Below are 17,025 nucleotides of genomic sequence, written 5' to 3' on the forward strand. Positions count from 1 at the left end.
TCCGACGCCGACGGGGTGGTGTCCGCTCACGGGACGCTCTCTTTCTCTCTGGTTCGGGATGGCGGCTGTCACGCGCCGAGCAGCGCGCGGGTTCCCGCGAGGCCCTGGGCGATGCCGTCGAAGATGTCGCCGCGGTACTCGTCGAACTCGACGACGAGCAGCTCGGCCGCAGGCGCGGCGGCGAGCACGGGCTGCCACGCGATCGCGCCCTGTCCCGCAGGCAGCTGGTCCTCGCGGTCCTTGCTCAGCGCGCCGTCGACGAGGGGCGCGTCCTTGATGTGGAGCTGCCGGACCCGGTCGCCGAGCGACGTGAGCAGAGCGGGCACGTCCGCACCGCCGACGGCGGCCCAGTACGCATCGACCTCGAGGCCGACGTCGGCCGGGAGGGCGCCGGCGAGGACCTCGAGGGCCGTCTCGCCGTCGAAGACGTTCTCCACCTCCCAGAAGTGGTTGTGGTAGCCGAACGCGAGGCCGTACGCCTTCGCCTTCTCGGCGTGCGCGGCGAGCTCGTCGGCGATGCGGAGGACCTCGTCGCGGCTCGTCCAGCGCTCGGGCGCGATGAACGGGTCGATGAGCGTCTTCACGCCGAGGGCCTGCGCGGCCTCGAAGAACTGCTCGGGCTCGCCGCTCGAGAGCACCGCGTGCGCGGTGGGAGCGGTGAGGCCGTGCGCGGCGAGGCCCGCCTCGAGCTGCGCGCGCCACTCGACGATGTTGAAGAGCTCGATCCGCTCGAAGCCGATCTCGGCCGCGCGGGCGAGCGCGGCACCCGCATCCTCGGCCACCGCCTCTCGGATCGTGTAGAGCTGGAGCGCGATGGCGGGGGCAGAGGTCATGTGACTCTTCTCTCGACGGTGAGGTCTCGGGGGATGGCGCGCTCTCGCAGGCGCGTCCCCGACGGTATCAGGACTTCCGTCGATCAACAAGCAAAAGTTGCGTGTTCACAGACAGAGGAGGAGACGCCCGTCTCCCCCGCGGGCGCCTCCTCCTCGGCTCTTCCGGGCTCGACCCGTCAGGACTCGAAGGCGAGGTCGATGAACTCCTCGACGTTGTCCTTCGTCACGACGGGCGCGTCGAGCACGATCCGATACGGCACGCTCGGCGTGACGAGATCGCTCATCGTCTTCTCCTGCGCGACGAGACGCGCGAGCGCGATGCCGTCGGCCGCCTGCGTCGAGGGGTAGATGACCGTGGCCTTGATGACGCTGTCGTCCGCCTCGATCCGCTCCATCATGTTGACGCTGCCTGCGCCGCCCACGAGGAAGAACTCGTCGCGGCCCGCGGCCTCGATCGCGGCCATCACGCCGACGCCCTGGTCGTCGTCGTGGTTCCAGATCGCGTCGATCTCGGGGTTCGCCGAGAGCAGCTGCGAGGCCGCCGCCTCGCCGCCGGCCACGGTGAAGTCGGCGGCCACGCGGGCCGACACCTCGAGACCGCAGTCCTCGAGGGCGTCGGCGAAGCCCTGCGACCGGTCCTGCGTGAGCGGGAGGGAGTCGATGCCCGCGATCTCGGCGACGACCGCGTCGCTCTGCCCCTCGAGCTCCTCGCAGATGTAGGTGCCGGCGCTCACGCCCATGCCGTAGTTGTCGCCGAGGATGGTGACGCGCGAGGCGAACGTGCTCGAGAACTCCCGGTCGACGTTGATGACCGGGATGCCCGCCTCCATGGCCTGGATCGCGACCTCGGTGAGCGCGGCGCCATCCGTCGGGAGCAGGACGATGGCGTCGACTCCCTCGTTGATGAACTGCTCGACCGCCGCGATCTGCTGACTCGCGTCGTTCGTGCCCTCCGCCTGCCGCAGCTCGACGTCGCCGAAGCTCTCAGCCGCGGCGAGCGCGCCGGAGTTGATCGCGCCCAGCCAGCCGTGATCGGCCTCCGGCCCCGACCATCCGATGACGACCGTGTCGCCCTCCTCGGCGTTCTCGTCGCTCGTCGTGCCCTGGTCGACGACGTCGCCCTCGCCCTCGTCGCCGTCGCTGGTGCACCCGGCGAGCAGGCCGATCGTCGCGAGTGCCGCCATCCCCGCGACCGCAGCGCGTCCTGCGCGCGTGCGCACTGTGCCCATGTCTCCTCCTTGAAACGTGATGCAGATGCGGTCAAGCTAACAGCCTTGCGGACGCCTGTACAGGTTCTGACTCATCGACAGCAGAAGCCCCGCGGTGTTAGGTTTCAGCCGTGATCAAAGACGACCACGCCGCGTCATTACTCTCGGTCCGCGGAATCGAGAAGAGCTTCGCGGGAGTGCAGGCCCTGCGCGGGGTCGACCTGGACGTGCTCCCGGGCGAGGTGCACTGCCTCCTGGGCCAGAACGGCGCGGGGAAGTCCACGCTCATCAAGACCCTCGCCGGCGCGCACGAGCCCGACGCCGGCGAGATCCGCTGGAACGGCGAGCCGATCGCGATCACGAGCCCCCAGGCGGCGATCGATCACGGCATCGCGACGATGTACCAGGAGCTCGACGTCGTCGACGATCTCACCGTCGCCGAGAACATCTTCCTCGGGCACGAGCTCGCGCGCGGCGGCGTCACCCGGCGGCGCGATGCCGCCCGCGAGACGCGCCGACTGCTCGAGCGCCTCGGTCACGGCGGCATCTCGCCGCACGCGGAGGTCGGCTCGCTGAGCGCAGCGGGCAAGCAGATCGTGAGCATGGCGCGCGCGCTGTCGCACGACATCCGCCTCATCGTGATGGACGAGCCGTCGGCCGTGCTCGACGCCGAGGAGGTCCGCAACCTCTTCCACGTCGTGCGCGAGCTGACCGCCCAGGGCATCGCCGTCATCTACATCACCCACCGGCTCGAGGAGATCCGCGCGATCGGCGATCGCATCACCGTCCTCAAGGACGGCCGCAGCACGGCCAGCAACCTCTCCGTCGCCGACACCCCCACGGCCGATCTCATCCGCCATATGACGGGTCGGACGGTCGAGAACGTCTTCCCGCCCGCGACGCCCATCGCGCCGGACGCGCCGGTGCTGCTCGAGGTCGAGGGACTCGGCTTGGCCGGCGTCTTCGACGACGTGTCGTTCTCCGTGCGCGCGGGGGAGATCGTGGGCCTCGCAGGGCTGGTCGGATCGGGTCGCTCGGAGATCCTCGAGACGATCTACGGGGCGCGGCGAGCGACCGCGGGCACGGTGAAGCGGGATGGCCGCCCGCTGCCGCGCGGATCGGTCACGGCCGCGGTGAAGGCCGGGATGGGCCTCAGCCCCGAGGAGCGCAAGTCGCAGGGGCTCGTGCTCGGCGAGCCGATCTTCCGCAACATCACGCTGTCGACGTTCCCGCGCATCGCGCGGCGGGGCGTGCTCGACGAGCGGGCCGAGCGCCGCGTCGCGAGAGAGCAGATGGACGCCCTCGAGCTGCGGCCCGCCGACCCCGACCGTCCGGCGGCCACGCTCTCCGGCGGCAACCAGCAGAAGATCCTCCTCGCCCGCTGGCTCGTGGAGGGCAGCCGGGTGCTGCTGCTCGACGAGCCGACGCGCGGTGTCGACGTCGGCGCCCGTGCCGAGATCTACGGGCTCATCCGGCGGCTGGCCGCGTCGGGGACCGCGATCGTCATCGTCTCGAGCGAGATCCCCGAGGTGCTCGGCCTCGCCGACACCGTGCTCGTCATCGGCGACGGGCGCGTGCTCGATCGTCTTCCCGCATCCGACATCGACGAGCACGGCGTGCTCGATCTCGTCATGAAAGGAGCCGCCGCATGAGCGTGCAGAGCCCCGCCGCCGAGCCGCAGGCCTCGCCCCTGCGGCGCATCTTCTCGGGATCCGTCGGACGCAACCTCGGCCTCGTGCTCGCGCTCCTCGCGCTCGTCGTCGTGGGGGCCATCACGGCGCCCGGGACGTTCCCGACCTTCGACAACGCGCTCGTCATCCTGCGCCAGGCGTCGATCATCGGCGTGGTCAGCATCGCGATGACCTTCGTCATCATCGCGGGCGGGATCGACCTCTCCGTGGGCGCGGTGGTGGCCCTGGCCTCGGTCGTGGCGACGCTCGCGGCCGTGCAGGACCTCGCCGACTCGGTGCACTGGACGCTCATGATGCTCATCGCGCTCGTCGTCGGCGCCGCAGCCGGCCTCATCAACGGGGTCGTGATCGCGTACGGCAAGGTCGTGGCGTTCATGGCGACGCTCGCGATGCTCGTCGGAGCGCGCGGCCTGGCCGAGCTCCTCGCGAACAACCGCACGCTCATCGTGTCGGATCGCGACTTCATCCGCGCGCTCAACATCGACATCCTCGGCATCGACATGCTCATCTGGATCTTCGCCGTCGTCGCCGCGGGCGGCTGGTTCCTCCTGAACCGCACGACCTTCGGCCGCCGCACGGTCGCGATCGGCGGCAATCGCGAGGCCGCGCGCCTCGCGGGCATCGCGGTGAAGCGGCACACGATGTGGCTCTACGCGCTCAGCGGCCTGGCCGCCGGCGTCGCCGCGATCATGCTGCTCGGCCGCACGACAGCGGGCACCTCGACGCACGGCTCGCTGTGGGAGCTCGATGCGATCGCCGCGGTCGTCGTCGGCGGCACGCTTCTCACGGGCGGCCGCGGCACGATCACCGGCACGGTCTTCGGCGTCCTCATCTTCGCGACGCTCAGCAACGTCTTCGTGCAGAACAACCTGTCCTCGTCGACGCAGGCGGTCGCCAAGGGCGTGATCATCGTCATCGCGGTGCTGCTCCAGCAGCGTTTCGCCGGGCGGCCGTCGCGCAGCAGCTGACGCGGCTTCCGCCGACACCGGCACGTAGGATGACGGATCACGGCAGAAGTCGGCCGACTTCTGACGGCGCGAGAAGGTGAGTGCGCATGTCCGATAGCCCGACGGGGCGCGCCGACGTCGGCGACCTCTTCCAGCTGCTCCGCGACGGCGTGCCGCGCACGCGCGCCGAGCTCGCCAAGTCGACGGGGCTCGCGCGGTCGACGGTCGCCGCGCGGGTCGACGAGCTCATGCGCATGGGGCTCATCACGGCGGTCGCCGACGCCGTCTCGACGGGAGGACGCCCGCCGTCGCAGTTCGCACTCAACCCGTCCGCGAAGGTGGTCGTCGCCGCCGACCTGGGCGCGTCGCATGCGAACGTCGCGATCACCGACCTGACCGGCGCCATCCTCGCCGAGGCGAGCGAGCGCGTCGAGATCGCGCAGGGCCCCGAAACGGTGCTCACGTGGCTCGTCGAGTCGGCGCAGCGGCTCCTCGACGAGACCGAGCGGTCGTCGGCCGACGTCGCCGCGATCGGGATCGGCCTGCCCGGCCCGGTCGAGCACTCGACCGGGCAGCCCGTCAATCCGCCGATCATGCCGGGGTGGGATCGCTTCGACGTCCCGGCGTGGGTGCAGCGGCACTTCCCCGTCGCGGTGCTCGTCGACAACGACGTCAACATCTCGGCGCTCGGCGAGCGCGCGGTCGCGTGGCCGGGCGTCGACCACTTCCTCTTCGTGAAGGTCGCGACCGGCATCGGCGCGGGCATCGTGTCGGATGGCCGGCTGCAGCGCGGAGCACAGGGCATCGCGGGCGACATCGGGCACGTGCGAGTTGCGCGCGGCGTCGACGTCCCGTGCCACTGCGGCAACCACGGGTGCCTCGAGGCGCTCGCGTCGGGGCCCGCGATCGCCCGCACCCTGCGCGACCAGGGCGTCGAGGCGCACACGGGCGACGATGTCGTCGCCCTCGTCAAGCACGGCAGCCTCGAGGCCATCCAGGCGGTGCGCCAGGCCGGGCGCGACATCGGCGAGGTGCTCACCGCGTCGGTCAGCCTCCTCAACCCCTCGGTCATCTCGATCGGCGGGTCGATGGCGCGCGTGAGCGAGCACCTCATCGCGGGCGTGCGCGAGATCGTCTACACGCGCTCCACCCCGCTCGCGACCGAGCACCTCACGATCGTGCAGTCGACCGCCGCGTCGAAGGCGGCCGTGATCGGCGCGAGCATCCTCGCCGTCGAGCACGCGCTCTCGCCCGCCGGCCTCTCGACCGCCTTCGCCCCGGCCTGACCGCCCACCGGACGGCCGCCATCCGTCCCTCCGGACCTCCGCCATCTGTCCAGGTCGCAGTTGCCGTCCAAGAACCGGCCGTTTAAGGACGCCGACTGCGACCCCGACGAAGCGCCATCTGTCCAGGTCGCAGTTGCCGTCCGAAAACCGGCCGTTTAAGGACGCCGACTGCGACCCCGACGAAGGCCCATCTGCCCAGGTCGCACTTCGCGTCCGAAAACCGGCGGTTTGAGGACGCCAACTGCGACCTGGGCCGGCCCTGGCGGCGACTCAGAGCTGGGCGAGCAGCGCCTCGGTCGCGGCCGTCCCGTCGACCTCGCCGCCGAAGCCGAGCATCGTGCGCAGCGGCATCGACTCCATCATCCGGCTGATCTCGGGGTCGGCGAAGATCGCCGCCGACGCGCCGCCCTGCGCCGCGAGCGCGCTCTCGAGCACGCCGCGACCGACCGGATGACGCTGCCAGTCGCCGATCGTCGACTCCAGGTCGAGCTCGGGCACGACCGGCGGCACGTCGAGCTCGATCTCGGTCGTCGCGACGATGTCGCGCGACGACGTGCCGACCTCGACCGTGAACGCGCCGGGCTCGACGGTCCAGCCCGTCTCACCCCAGAAGGCGAATGCACGCTCGTCGAGCTCGAGCCGCACGCGCGTCGACTCCCCCGCCGCGAGGCGCACCTTCCGGAAGGCGCGCAGCTCGCGCACCGGCCGGTCGACCGACGCCTCGGGGTCGCCGACATAGACCTGCACGACCTCGGCGCCGTCGCGCGCACCCGTGTTCGAGACCGTCACCTCGACCACGGCGTGCGCGCGACCCGCGTCGGGAACCGACACCGCGACATCCGTGAGCTCGAACGTCGTGTAGCCGAGCCCGAATCCGAACGGGAAGGCCACCTCGCGCTCGGTGCGGTCGTACCAGCGATACCCGACGTAGACCCGCTCGCCGTACACGACCTTCTTCGGGCTGCCGGGGAAGTTCACGTGCGCGGGGTTGTCGGCCAGGCGCAGCGGGATGGTCTCGGCGAGGCGCCCCGCCGGCTCGGCGACTCCGAAGAGCACGTCGGCGGCGGCGGAGCCGGACGCCTGTCCGCCGAGCCACATCTCGAGGATGGCCGGGGCCCGGCCGACGATGCCGCCGAGCGAGACGACGGAGCCGTTCGAGAGCACCACGACGACGCGCTCGTTGACGGCGAGGACGGCGTCGAGGAGGTCGCGCTGCACGCGCGGAAGGTCGATGTGCGTGCGGTCGAACCCCTCGGACTCGTCCTCGGCGGGGAGACCCAGGAACAGCACGACCGTGCGGGCGGCGCGGGCCGCTGCGACCGCCTCGTCGACGAGCGCGGCATCCGCCTCGCCGTCCAGGCGGAAGCCCGCGGCGAAGGACACGTCGCCCGCGACCTCGCGGATGGCATCGAGCGCGGCGTCGAGGCGCGTGGGCTGGATGTGCGAGCTCCCGGCGCCCTGGTAGCGCGGCGACCGGGCGAACTCGCCGATCACGGCGATCGATCCCTCATCGGCCGACAGCGGCAGGATGCCGCCCTCGTTCGCGAGGAGGACGGTGCTCTCGGCCGCGATCCGGCGGGCGAGAGCGTGGTGCGCGTCATGATCGACCGCGGGAGTCTCGCCCCGTGCCGCACGGAGGCGGTCGTGCACGGTCAGGATGCGCGAAACCGCGAGGTCGATGACCGCCTCGTCGAGGTCGCCGCGGTCGAGCGCCGCACGGATGTCCGCGGCGTGGCGGGGGCCGGCCGCCGGCATCGTGAGGTCGAGACCCGCAGCGACGGCCGCGGGCGGGTTGCTCACGGCGCCCCAGTCCGACACGACGTACCCGTCGTAGCCCCACTCGTCGCGGAGGACGTCGGTCAGCAGCCACCGGTGCTCCGACGCGTAGGTGCCGTTGATGCGGTTGTACGCGCACATGACGGTGGCCGGCTGGGCCTCCTTCACGACGCGCTCGAAAGCCGGAAGGTAGATCTCGCGCAGCGTGCGCTCGTCGACCTCGGCGCTCACGCGCATGCGCTCGGTCTCCTGGTTGTTCGCCGCGAAGTGCTTGAGCGAGGCCCCGACACCCTGCGCCTGGAGCCCGCGGACCCATCCGGCGCCGAGCGCCCCGGCGAGCAGCGGATCCTCGGAGAAGTACTCGAAGTTGCGCCCGCACAGCGGCGAGCGCTTGATGTTGACACCGGGTCCGAGCAGCACGTCGACGCCGAGCGCCCGGCTCTCCCGTCCGAGCGCCTCGCCCATCTCCTCGAGCAGCTCGGGGTCCCACGTCGAGCCGGTCGCCGCGGCCGTCGGGAACGAGGTCGCGGGGTGGCTGTCGTTGATGCCGAGGTGGTCGGCGCTCCCCATCTGCAGGCGGACGCCGTGCGGGCCATCGGTGAGGACCGCCCCCTCCACGCCCGCGTGCTCGACACCGCGCGTGGTCCAGAACGAGTCTCCCGTGAGCAGGGAGATCTTCTCGTCGAGGGAGAGTCGGGAGACGGCTGCGTGCATCAGGGAGGCCTTTCTCGTCCGCGGCGACCTCGGCTCCGAGATCACTTACGCGCTTCAGTGTAGGGTTGAATGTATCGGGATCCTCCTCGGAAAGCAAGGACGCCCATGACCACCTCCCGACGAGCCGGCCGCGTCACCGCCGCCGATGTGGCGCGCGCGAGCGGCGTCTCGCGCGCCACCGTGAGCTACGTCCTCAACGACACCCCGGGCCAGACGATCCCCGAGCCGACGCGCCGCCGCGTGCTGCAGGCCGCCGCCGACCTCGGGTACGTGCCGAGCGTGCACGCTCGCGCGCTGGCATCCGGGAGCACAGGGATCGTCGTGATCGACACGAGCACCATCCCGCCGGGCGAGCTCGTCGCGACGGCGACCCGCACGCTCTCGAGGGCGCTCGTCGAGCGCGGATACGTGCCGGTGGTGAACCAGTACACGGGCGCCGACGCCGGCGGCGAGGTTCTCGTGACGCTCGCGCGGCGCCTGCACCCGACCACCGTGCTCGCGCTCGGGGAGCTCTCCGACGACATCATCCGACGCATCCGCGAGGCCGGCGTCGCGCGGGTCTTCGCCACGCCGTCGAGCGCAGGGATCCGCGACATCGCGGAGGTGCAGGTCGCGCACCTCGCCGGCCGCGGGCACCGCTCGGTGGCCTACGTCGCGCCGCCCGAGCCCGAGCTCGCGGGCCTGTCGGAGCTGCGGCTGGCCGGCGCCCGCACGGCTGCCGCACGGCACGGGGTCGTGCTCACGGCCATCCCGCTGCTCGACCAGGAGCCGCTCGCCCGTGAGCTGCGGCGCCTGCGCGACGAGGGCGTCACGGCCGTCGCCGCCTACAACGACGAGGTCGCGGTCGGCGTGCTGGGCGCCGCTCGCCGCGCCGGCATCGCGCTTCCCGATGAGCTCGCGGTCATGGGCATCGACGACCTCCCGGTCGCGCGGCGCACGTTCCCGCAGCTGACGACCGTCGCCCAGGGCGACGTGGCGGACGCCGACGTCGACCTCGCGACGATCGATGCGATCCTCGCGGGCGAGCAGCCCGTGCTCCCCCGCACGGCGCCGCGGGTCGTCGTGCGCGAGTCGGCGTAGGCCCTACGCCGCGAGCCGGCGGAAGCGGTCGCTCACGCGCGTGGAGCCCGACACGACCTCGGCGCCGGAGACACCCGTCGCACCCACGTGCAGGATGGCCCGAGCCAGGACCTCGTCGCGCACCTCGCGGCGCGCATGGTCGTCGGCGAGCATCTCGACGAGCGCCGCGACCTCCGCCTCGGCGAGGGCCGCGATGGGGAACCACGGCAGCGCGGCACGCCATGCCCGGAACGCGAGCAGCAGCAGGTCGTGGCGCTGCTCGACGTGCGCGCGCTCGTGCGCGATGACGGCGACGAGCTCGTCCGGGTCGAGCCGGTCGAGGAGCCCCTGCGACAGGACGGTGACCGAGCCGACGCCGCGCGGCAGGCAGTAGGCGACGGGGACGGCGTCGTCGAGCACGCGCGTGCGGGCGCGGGTGGGGTGCGGCGACGTCAGCATGTCGAGGAGGGCGTGGTGGCGCCGCCGCTGCCGGACCACCTGCGCGATCGTCACGCCGAGGTGGGCGAGCAGGTACACCGTGAACGCGGCGGCGGGCACGAGCGCGAGAAGCGGATGGCCGGGGGCGACCGCATATCCGGCGAGCGCGAGGGCCGCGATCATCGACAGTCCACCCGCGAGGCCGATCGCCTGCCACAGGAGCAGCGCGACGACGGGAGCCCGCATGGGCCACGCCGCGCGGGAGAACGCGAACGGAACGGGCCACGCGAGGGCGAGGGCGAAGAGGCCGAGGACGACCGCTCCCCACACGATCGTCTCGTGGGGGATGACGAGGGCGCCGTCGAGCCCGGATCCGACGACGGCTCCGATGCGCGTCACGGGCGGCTCGATCAGACCCCGCCGCGCAGGAGCTTGCGCAGCACCGCCGCGTCCTCGTCGGAGACCCCGCCCACGAAGCGCTCGAGCACGGCCATCCGGTCGGCCGACTCGCCGAGCACCTCGTGCATGAGCTCCGCGACGTGGTCGGCGCGCGAGGCGACGGCCGTGTAGCGGTGCGGGCGCACCGATCGGTCGGAGGCCACGAAGCCCTTCTTCTCGAGACGGGACAGCACGGTCAGCAGGGTCGTCGCGGCGAGCGCGCGCCCCTGATCCTGCTCGAGCTGCTCCTTGACGTCATACGCAGTCATGGGCATCTGCGCGTCCCACACCGCATCCATGACGGCGCGTTCGAGTTCGCCGAGCGTTCCCATGCGCACCTCCTCGCCTCGTGTCGCGGCCGCGCCATCCGACCGCCTGCGCCAATTCTACCCCCGGTCGAATTTCTTCTATGCTCTGTCGAACTAGTTCTACACGGCGTAGAATTGGTTCCGGCCGGACGCGGCGTCCGGCCCACACCTCCCGAAGGAGAACGCGCGTGGACGTCCTCGACATCGCCCGCTGGCAGTTCGGCATCACGACCGTCTACCACTTCCTCATGGTCCCGCTCACGCTCGGGCTCGGCATGACGGTCGCCGTGCTGCAGACCGCGTGGGTCCGCACGGGCGACGAGCGCTTCCTGCGCATGACGAAGTTCTGGGGGAAGCTCTACCTCATCAACTTCATCGTCGGCGTCGCGACCGGCCTCGTGCAGGAGTTCCAGTTCGGGATGGCCTGGAGCGAGTACTCGCGCTTCGTCGGCGACGTGTTCGGCGCCCCGCTCGCGCTCGAGGGCCTGCTGGCCTTCTTCGCCGAATCGACGTTCCTCGGGATCTGGATCTTCGGATGGGGGCGGCTGCGCAAGGGACTCCACCTCGCCGCGCTGTGGTGCGCGGTGATCGGCTCGTGGGCCTCGGCGTACTTCATCATCGTCGCGAACTCCTGGATGCAGCACCCCGTCGGCGTCGAGCTCGGCGCCGACGGCCGCCCCGTCATGACCGACATCTGGGCCGTCCTCACGAACAACACCGCGATCGCGGCCTTCACCCACACGATCTTCGGCGCGCTCGTGGTCTCGGGGATGTTCCTCCTCGGCCTCTCCTGGTACCACCTCTGGCGCCGCCGCCACGACGGCATCGACACGGTCGGCGCCGACGGCCGCGTGGTCGTCGGGCGAGCCGATGTCCCCGGTCGCGACGAGAAGGACCACGGCGTGTGGCTGTGGTCGCTCCGGATCGGCGCGGTCGTCGCGATCCTCGGGTTCGGCGGCACGGTGCTGACCGGCGACATCCAGGGCAAGCTCATGTACGAGCAGCAGCCGATGAAGATGGCCGCCGCCGAGGCGGCCTGCCACACCGGCTCGGCCTTCTCGGTGCTCTCCCTCGGCGACCCGGGCTCCCGCGACTGCTCCGACGTCGTCACGCTCATCGAGGTGCCCGGCGTGCTCGGCTTCCTCGGCACCGGCGAGTGGGGCGCCGAGATGCCCGGCATCAGCGACCTCGAGCCGCAGTACGTCGACCAGTACGGCGAGACGATCCCCGACGACGCGCTCTACGGCGACCGCGCGGGCAGCGAGGTCGAGTACGTGCCCGTCATGTGGGTGACCTACTGGGGCTTCCGCCTCATGATCGGGCTCGGCGGGATCGTCGCGGCGGCCGCGGTCGTCGCGCTGTGGCTGACCCGCAAGGGCACCGTCCCGCGCTCGCCGTGGATCATGCGGCTCGCCCTGCTCGGCATCCTCGCGCCGTTCGCGGCGAACATCGCCGGCTGGATCTTCACCGAGATGGGCCGCCAGCCGTTCGTCGTGGCGCCGAACCCCGACGCCACCGGCGTCGACGGGGTGTTCATGTTCACGGCGGCGGCGGTCTCGCCCGGCGTCACCGCCGGCGAGCTCCTCTTCTCCGTGATCGCGCTCGCCTCGGTGTACGCCGTGCTCCTCGTCGTCGAGCTCTTCCTCCTCACCACGTACGTGCGCGGAGGCGTCGCGAGCGCGATGCCCGAGCTGTCCCACCCGCGCGACGACGACCATCCCGACGACGACGCGCAGCGAGACGACGTGCTCGCCTTCGCCTACTGACCGACTGCAGAGGAACCCCCATGGACACGCTCCCCGTCTTCTGGTTCATCGCGATCGCCATCCTGTGGACCGGCTACCTGCTGCTCGAGGGATTCGACCTCGGCGTCGGGATGCACATGATCCTCGGCACGCGCGACGACCGCGATCGCCGCGTCATGCTCAACACGATCGGCCCCGTGTGGGATGGCAACGAGGTGTGGCTGATCACGGCGGGCGCGGCGATCTTCGCGGCCTTCCCGCACTGGTACGCGTCGCTCTTCTCCGCGCTCTACCTCCCGCTCACGATCATGCTGCTCGGCCTCATCGTCCGCGCGGTCGGGATCGAGTACCGCGGCAAGGTCGCGACGGCGCGCTGGGCCCGCATCTGGACCTACGGCATCGGCGTCGGCTCGATCGTCGTCGCGTTCTGCGTCGGCGCAGCGCTCGCGCTCACGTCGACCGGGCTGCCCCTGAACGAGAACGGCGATCGCGTCGGCGGGCCGTTCGTCTGGCTGACCCTGCCCGCGATCGTGGGGGGTCTCGCGGTCGTCGGCTTCGCCCTCGCCCACGCGGCGACCTTCCTCGGGCTCAAGGCGGATGGTCCGGTGCGCGAGCGCGCGGGGCGCTTCGCCGCGCGCTGGGCGCCGCTCTGCCTCGTACCCGCGGCCATCTGGGCCCTGTGGGTGCAGCTCGCCCACGGCGGGACGCCCCTCTCGTGGACGCTCGTCGGCCTCGCCGTGGTCGCCGCGGTGCTCGGATGGGCGAACGCGCGCCGCCGCCGCGAGGGGCGGGCGTTCCTCGGCTACGCCGGCTTCGGCCTCTTCGGCGCGGGCGCGATCTTCGCGGGCGTGTTCCCGCGCGTCCTCCCGTCGACGGTCGACCCCGCCTTCGACCTCACGGTCTGGAACGCGGCGAGCGGCGAGTACACGCTGGGGGTCATGACGGTCGTCGCGTGCGTGGGCCTCCCGGTCGTGATCCTCTACCAGGCGTGGAGCTACTGGATCTTCCGCAAGCGCGTGACGCCGGGCATGATCCCCGACGCGCACGTCGTGCTCCCCGCGGCCCTGCGCGCGCGGTGACCGCCCCTGCGGCCCGCGCGCGGGCCATCCGCGAGCCGGGCATCGATCCGTGGGCCATCGAGGCCGCGCGCGCGACAGCGGCCCCCGGGTTCCGGCGGCCCGACCTCGGCCCCGTGCCGCGCGCGCGGCTCGTCGCGCTCGGTGTGCTCGCGGCGCTGCGGGCGGTGGGCCTCGTGCTCATCGCCGACGCGGTCGCCCGCGGGATCGGCGGCCTCGCGGCGGGCGGCCTCGATGCCGCGGCCATCCGCGCCGTGCTCGCCGCGGGCCTCGCAGGCGCGCTGCTGAGGGCCGGCGCGGAGTGGGCGACCTCGGTCGCGGCGCGCCGCATCGCGTCGGACGTCAAGCGCGACCTGCGCGCGCGGCTCTGGCGCCGCATCGCCGCGGGCGACGTCGACGGCGGCGGGACCGCCGTCCTCGCCGCGGACGGGCTCGACGACCTCGACGACTACTGCGTGCAGTCGCTGCCCGCGCTCATCGCGGCCGCGGTCGTGCCCCTCATCGTGGGCCTGCGGATCCTCGGCGCCGACTGGCTGAGCGCCGCGGTCGTCGTCCTCACGGTGCCGCTCGTGCCGCTGTTCATGATCCTCATCGGCCGGCACACGCAGCAGCGGACCGACGCGGCGCTGTCGGCACTCACCCGTCTCGCCGATCACCTGGCCGAGCTCGCGCGCGGCCTTCCCGTGCTGGTCGGGCTGGGCCGGGTCGAGGAGCAGACCCGCGCCCTCGACGGCATCCAGGGCGCCTACCGTGCGCGCACGCAGGAGACGCTGCGCTGGGCGTTCCTGTCGGCGCTCGCACTCGAGCTCATCGCGACGATCTCGGTCGCCATCGTCGCCGTGTTCCTGGGGCTCCGGCTTCTCGACGGGACGATGGAGCTCGAGCCGGCGCTGCTCGCCCTCATCCTCGCGCCCGAGTGCTACGCGGCGCTGCGCGAGGTCGGCACGGCGTTCCACGCCTCGCAGGACGGCCTCGCCGCGCTCGAGCGCGCGAAGGCGCTCCTCGCGCGCCCGCTCGCGCGCGACATCCGCTCGCGGGGGCGCGCGGAGCCCGCCGCGACATCCGCCCCTTCCCCCTCGTCCACCGCAGGAGAATCCGCCGAGATCAGGACGCGGATGCCCGAATCGTCCTGCTCTCGACGGAGTCCCCTGCCCCCGGTGCGGCTCGAGGACGTCGCCGTGCGGTACGCGGGGCGCGATCGGCCCGTGATCGAGGGGCTGAACGCCGAGCTGTCGGGCATCGTCTCGGTCGCGGGGCCGAGCGGCTCGGGCAAGTCCACGCTGCTCGCCGCGCTGACCGGGACGCTCCCCGCGGACGCCGAGGTCACCGGGACCATCACCGGGGCGGATGGCGCCGGCTGGGCCCCGCAGGCCGCGCGCGCGTTCGCGGCCACGCCCCGGGCGGAGCTCGCGCTGCACGGCGCGCCCGACCCGGAAGCCGCTCTCGCCGAGCTCGGTCTCGCACACGTCGCCGAGGCCGCGATCCCCGAGCTCAGCCCCGGCGAGCTGCGTCGTCTCGCGGTCGCGCGCGCCCTCGCCCGGGTCGACGCGGGCGCGCGTCTGCTCGTGCTCGACGAGCCGACCGCGCACCTCGACCGCGCCGCGGCGGAGCGCGTGCGCGCGGCCATCCTGCGTCGCGCCGCGCGCGCGACGGTCGTGCTCGCGAGCCACGAGCCCGAGACGCTCGCCCTCGCGACGATGACGGTTCCGGTCGGCGGAGCTGCCGCCCCGCACGCCCCGGCGACCGCCGCCCCGGTCAGCATGTCTCACTCGACGACAGAAACGGGCGCCGTCACCCGCAACAACCGAGACATGCATGAGGCGGCCCCGGCCCCGGCCGACCCGGCGGATGGGCCGGCGGATGGCGTCACGCTCGCCTCCCTCATCCGGCCGCACCTCGCGGCGTGGGCGGGCGCCGTCGGGCTCGGCGTCATCGCGACGGGACTGGGGCTCGCGCTCACGGCCGTCTCGGGATGGCTCATCGTCCGGGCGAGCGTCGAGGAGTACATCATGTACCTCCTCGTCGCGATCGTCGGCGTGCGGGCGTTCGGCATCGGGCGCTCCGTGGGCCGCTACGCCGAGCGCCTCATGACGCACAGCGCGGCGTTCCGGACGGTCGACAACCTGCGTCTGCGACTGTGGCGCGCGATCGCGGCGCGCGGCGCGGGCTCCCGCCGTCTCCTCGAGGGCGGGGCGCCCGTCGACTACCTCGTGACGCTCTCCGACGACCTGCGCGACCAGCTCCCCCGCGTCGTCGCACCGCTCGCGGTCGGCGTCCTCGTCATCCTCGGCGCCTCCGTCACGACCTGGTTCGTCGTGCCGCACCTCGCCCTGCTCGTCCTCGTCGTGCTCGCGGCGGCCGCCGCCGTCGCCGCCGCGCTCGCGATCGCGTCCGAGCGGGGGGCGGGCCGCGCACGCGTCGCCGCCCGCTCCGAGATCGTCCGCGGCACGTCGGCCCTCGCCTCGGCGTCCGCCGATCTCCGGGGGAACGGCGCCTCCGGGGCGGCTCTCGCGGAGCTCGACGCCGCCGCGGCGCGCCTCGCCCAGGCCGAGCGCCGCGCCGCCTGGGCCGCGGGGCTCGGCGGCGCCGTCGTCACGGCGGCGACGTCGACCCTCGCGTGCACGGTCGCGCTCCTCTCCCCCGCTTCGCCGGCCGAGCAGGTGTCGGTCATCGCGCTGCTCGCGCTCGCCGTGCTCGAGCCGATCGCGGGCCTCGTCACGGCCGCTCACCGACTGCCCGCCCTGCGCGCGGTCGTGCGCCGCCTCGCGCCCGTGCTGCGGCCCGCCCCATCCGCGCCGTGGGGCGACGGCGCCCTCGCGGAGCCCGTCGTCTCGGTCGCGCTCGACGACGTCGCCGTCCGGTACCCCGGCACATCGCGCCCCGCCGTGACGGATGTCTCGGGCCGGGCCGCACGCGGACGCTGGCTCGTCCTCGAAGGCCCGTCAGGATCGGGCAAGTCGACCCTCCTCTCGGCGATCATGGGCGCCCTCCCGGTGGCGCACGGCGAGATCCGCGCCGACGAGGCGCCGCTCCCGTCGCTCGACGAGCGCGCCTGGCGCTCGCGTGTGGCCTGGTGCCCGCAGGACGCCTACGTCTTCGACTCGACGCTGCGCGGCAACCTCCTGCTCGCCCGCGCGCACGACGACGCGCCCGACGACGCGGCGCTGCACGACGCCCTCGCGCTGGCCGGTCTCGGCGCTCTCCTCGACGCGCTGCCCGACGGGCTCGCGACGCGGGTGGGAGCGGGCGGCTCCGCCCTGTCCGGCGGCGAGCGCCAGCGCCTCGCGGTCGCCCGCGCGCTCCTCGCGCGCGCCGACGTCATCCTGCTCGACGAGCCGACCGCGCACCTCGACGCCCCGACGGCCGCCGCGATGATGGCGGATGTCCGCGGTGCGACCGCGGATCGCGTCGTCGTGCTCGTGTCGCACCGGGCCGACGACCGTCGTCCCGATGACGCGGTCGTGCAGCTGGGGTCCGTGCGAGAGTAGTGCCGTGTCTCCCCCGCG

At 72.9% G+C, this 17,025-nt stretch carries 12 protein-coding genes; 7 read left to right on the top strand and 5 right to left on the bottom strand.

What is annotated here, in order from left to right; genetic code table 11:
• Positions 1 to 68 precede the first annotated feature (68 nt).
• Together M1D46_RS00915 and M1D46_RS00920 are read right to left on the bottom strand one after the other, a co-directional pair.
• Positions 69 to 833: a sugar phosphate isomerase/epimerase family protein gene (locus M1D46_RS00915; protein ID WP_324013655.1), complete on the bottom strand. Its 765-nt coding sequence runs from the start codon at positions 831 to 833 to the stop codon at positions 69 to 71.
• 176 nt (positions 834 to 1,009) lie between these two features.
• On the bottom strand, positions 1,010 to 2,062 hold the full coding sequence (locus M1D46_RS00920) for a substrate-binding domain-containing protein (RefSeq protein ID WP_271173013.1): 1,053 nt from the start codon (positions 2,060 to 2,062) through the stop codon (positions 1,010 to 1,012).
• Between the two features lie 155 nt (positions 2,063 to 2,217).
• Between M1D46_RS00920 and M1D46_RS00925 the strand changes: the two genes are divergently transcribed.
• From M1D46_RS00925 to M1D46_RS00935, 3 genes are all read left to right on the top strand, one after another.
• The gene (locus tag M1D46_RS00925) at positions 2,218 to 3,693 is read left to right on the top strand and encodes a sugar ABC transporter ATP-binding protein (RefSeq protein ID WP_421075229.1); all 1,476 of its coding nucleotides are present in this window, start codon (positions 2,218 to 2,220) and stop codon (positions 3,691 to 3,693) included.
• A complete protein-coding gene (locus M1D46_RS00930; RefSeq protein ID WP_282978857.1) occupies positions 3,690 to 4,700 on the top strand; it encodes an ABC transporter permease in 1,011 nt (336 codons plus the stop codon). The genes M1D46_RS00925 and M1D46_RS00930 overlap by 4 nt, the downstream gene beginning before the upstream one ends.
• A gap of 86 nt (positions 4,701 to 4,786) precedes the next feature.
• On the top strand, positions 4,787 to 5,965 hold the full coding sequence (locus M1D46_RS00935) for an ROK family transcriptional regulator (RefSeq protein ID WP_456286294.1): 1,179 nt from the start codon (positions 4,787 to 4,789) through the stop codon (positions 5,963 to 5,965).
• A 270-nt stretch (positions 5,966 to 6,235) separates the two neighbouring features.
• Here the strand turns inward: M1D46_RS00935 and M1D46_RS00940 are convergent, their stop codons facing one another.
• Positions 6,236 to 8,455, bottom strand: coding sequence for a beta-glucosidase (locus M1D46_RS00940; protein WP_456286295.1), 2,220 nt, complete (start codon positions 8,453 to 8,455; stop codon positions 6,236 to 6,238).
• Between the two features lie 105 nt (positions 8,456 to 8,560).
• On the opposite strand from M1D46_RS00940, the gene M1D46_RS00945 reads away from it, so the two are divergent.
• Entirely contained in the window at positions 8,561 to 9,535 is a 975-nt protein-coding gene (locus M1D46_RS00945) for a LacI family DNA-binding transcriptional regulator (protein ID WP_456286296.1), read from the top strand.
• Between the two features lie 3 nt (positions 9,536 to 9,538).
• Here M1D46_RS00945 and M1D46_RS00950 read toward each other — a convergent pair whose 3' ends face one another.
• Positions 9,539 to 10,351 carry a M56 family metallopeptidase gene (locus M1D46_RS00950; RefSeq protein ID WP_456286297.1) on the bottom strand — a complete coding sequence of 271 codons (813 nt, stop codon included), beginning with the start codon at positions 10,349 to 10,351 and terminating at the stop codon, positions 9,539 to 9,541.
• 11 nt (positions 10,352 to 10,362) lie between these two features.
• Positions 10,363 to 10,722, bottom strand: a complete 360-nt coding sequence (locus tag M1D46_RS00955) for a BlaI/MecI/CopY family transcriptional regulator (protein WP_271173019.1) — start codon at positions 10,720 to 10,722, stop codon at positions 10,363 to 10,365.
• A gap of 164 nt (positions 10,723 to 10,886) precedes the next feature.
• Here M1D46_RS00955 and M1D46_RS00960 point away from each other — a divergent pair, with 164 nt between their 5' ends.
• Genes M1D46_RS00960 through cydC form a run of 3 tightly spaced genes read left to right on the top strand, consistent with a single transcriptional unit; the run spans position 10,887 to position 17,007 of the window.
• Complete coding sequence (locus M1D46_RS00960; protein WP_456286299.1) at positions 10,887 to 12,464, top strand: cytochrome ubiquinol oxidase subunit I; 1,578 nt, start codon at positions 10,887 to 10,889, stop codon at positions 12,462 to 12,464.
• Positions 12,465 to 12,484: 20 nt separating this feature from the next.
• The gene (cydB, locus tag M1D46_RS00965) at positions 12,485 to 13,522 is read left to right on the top strand and encodes a cytochrome d ubiquinol oxidase subunit II (RefSeq protein ID WP_456286300.1); all 1,038 of its coding nucleotides are present in this window, start codon (positions 12,485 to 12,487) and stop codon (positions 13,520 to 13,522) included.
• Positions 13,519 to 17,007, top strand: a complete 3,489-nt coding sequence (gene cydC / locus M1D46_RS00970; RefSeq protein WP_456286301.1) for a thiol reductant ABC exporter subunit CydC — start codon at positions 13,519 to 13,521, stop codon at positions 17,005 to 17,007. The genes cydB and cydC overlap by 4 nt, the downstream gene beginning before the upstream one ends.
• Positions 17,008 to 17,025 lie beyond the last annotated feature (18 nt).

It is taken from the genome of Microbacterium sp. JZ70 (assembly GCF_053903225.1).

Bases quoted from the DNA above. Each gene is read 5' to 3' on its own strand.
- M1D46_RS00940 (WP_456286295.1), bottom strand. From the start codon at position 8,455: ATGCACGCAGCCGTCTCCCGACTCTCCCTCGACGAGAAGATCTCCCTG.
- M1D46_RS00930 (WP_282978857.1), top strand. From the start codon at position 3,690: ATGAGCGTGCAGAGCCCCGCCGCCGAGCCGCAGGCCTCGCCCCTGCGG.
- M1D46_RS00955 (WP_271173019.1), bottom strand. From the start codon at position 10,722: ATGGGAACGCTCGGCGAACTCGAACGCGCCGTCATGGATGCGGTGTGG.
- M1D46_RS00920 (WP_271173013.1), bottom strand. From the start codon at position 2,062: ATGGGCACAGTGCGCACGCGCGCAGGACGCGCTGCGGTCGCGGGGATG.
- M1D46_RS00915 (WP_324013655.1), bottom strand. From the start codon at position 833: ATGACCTCTGCCCCCGCCATCGCGCTCCAGCTCTACACGATCCGAGAG.
- cydB (WP_456286300.1), top strand. From the start codon at position 12,485: ATGGACACGCTCCCCGTCTTCTGGTTCATCGCGATCGCCATCCTGTGG.
- M1D46_RS00935 (WP_456286294.1), top strand. From the start codon at position 4,787: ATGTCCGATAGCCCGACGGGGCGCGCCGACGTCGGCGACCTCTTCCAG.
- M1D46_RS00945 (WP_456286296.1), top strand. From the start codon at position 8,561: ATGACCACCTCCCGACGAGCCGGCCGCGTCACCGCCGCCGATGTGGCG.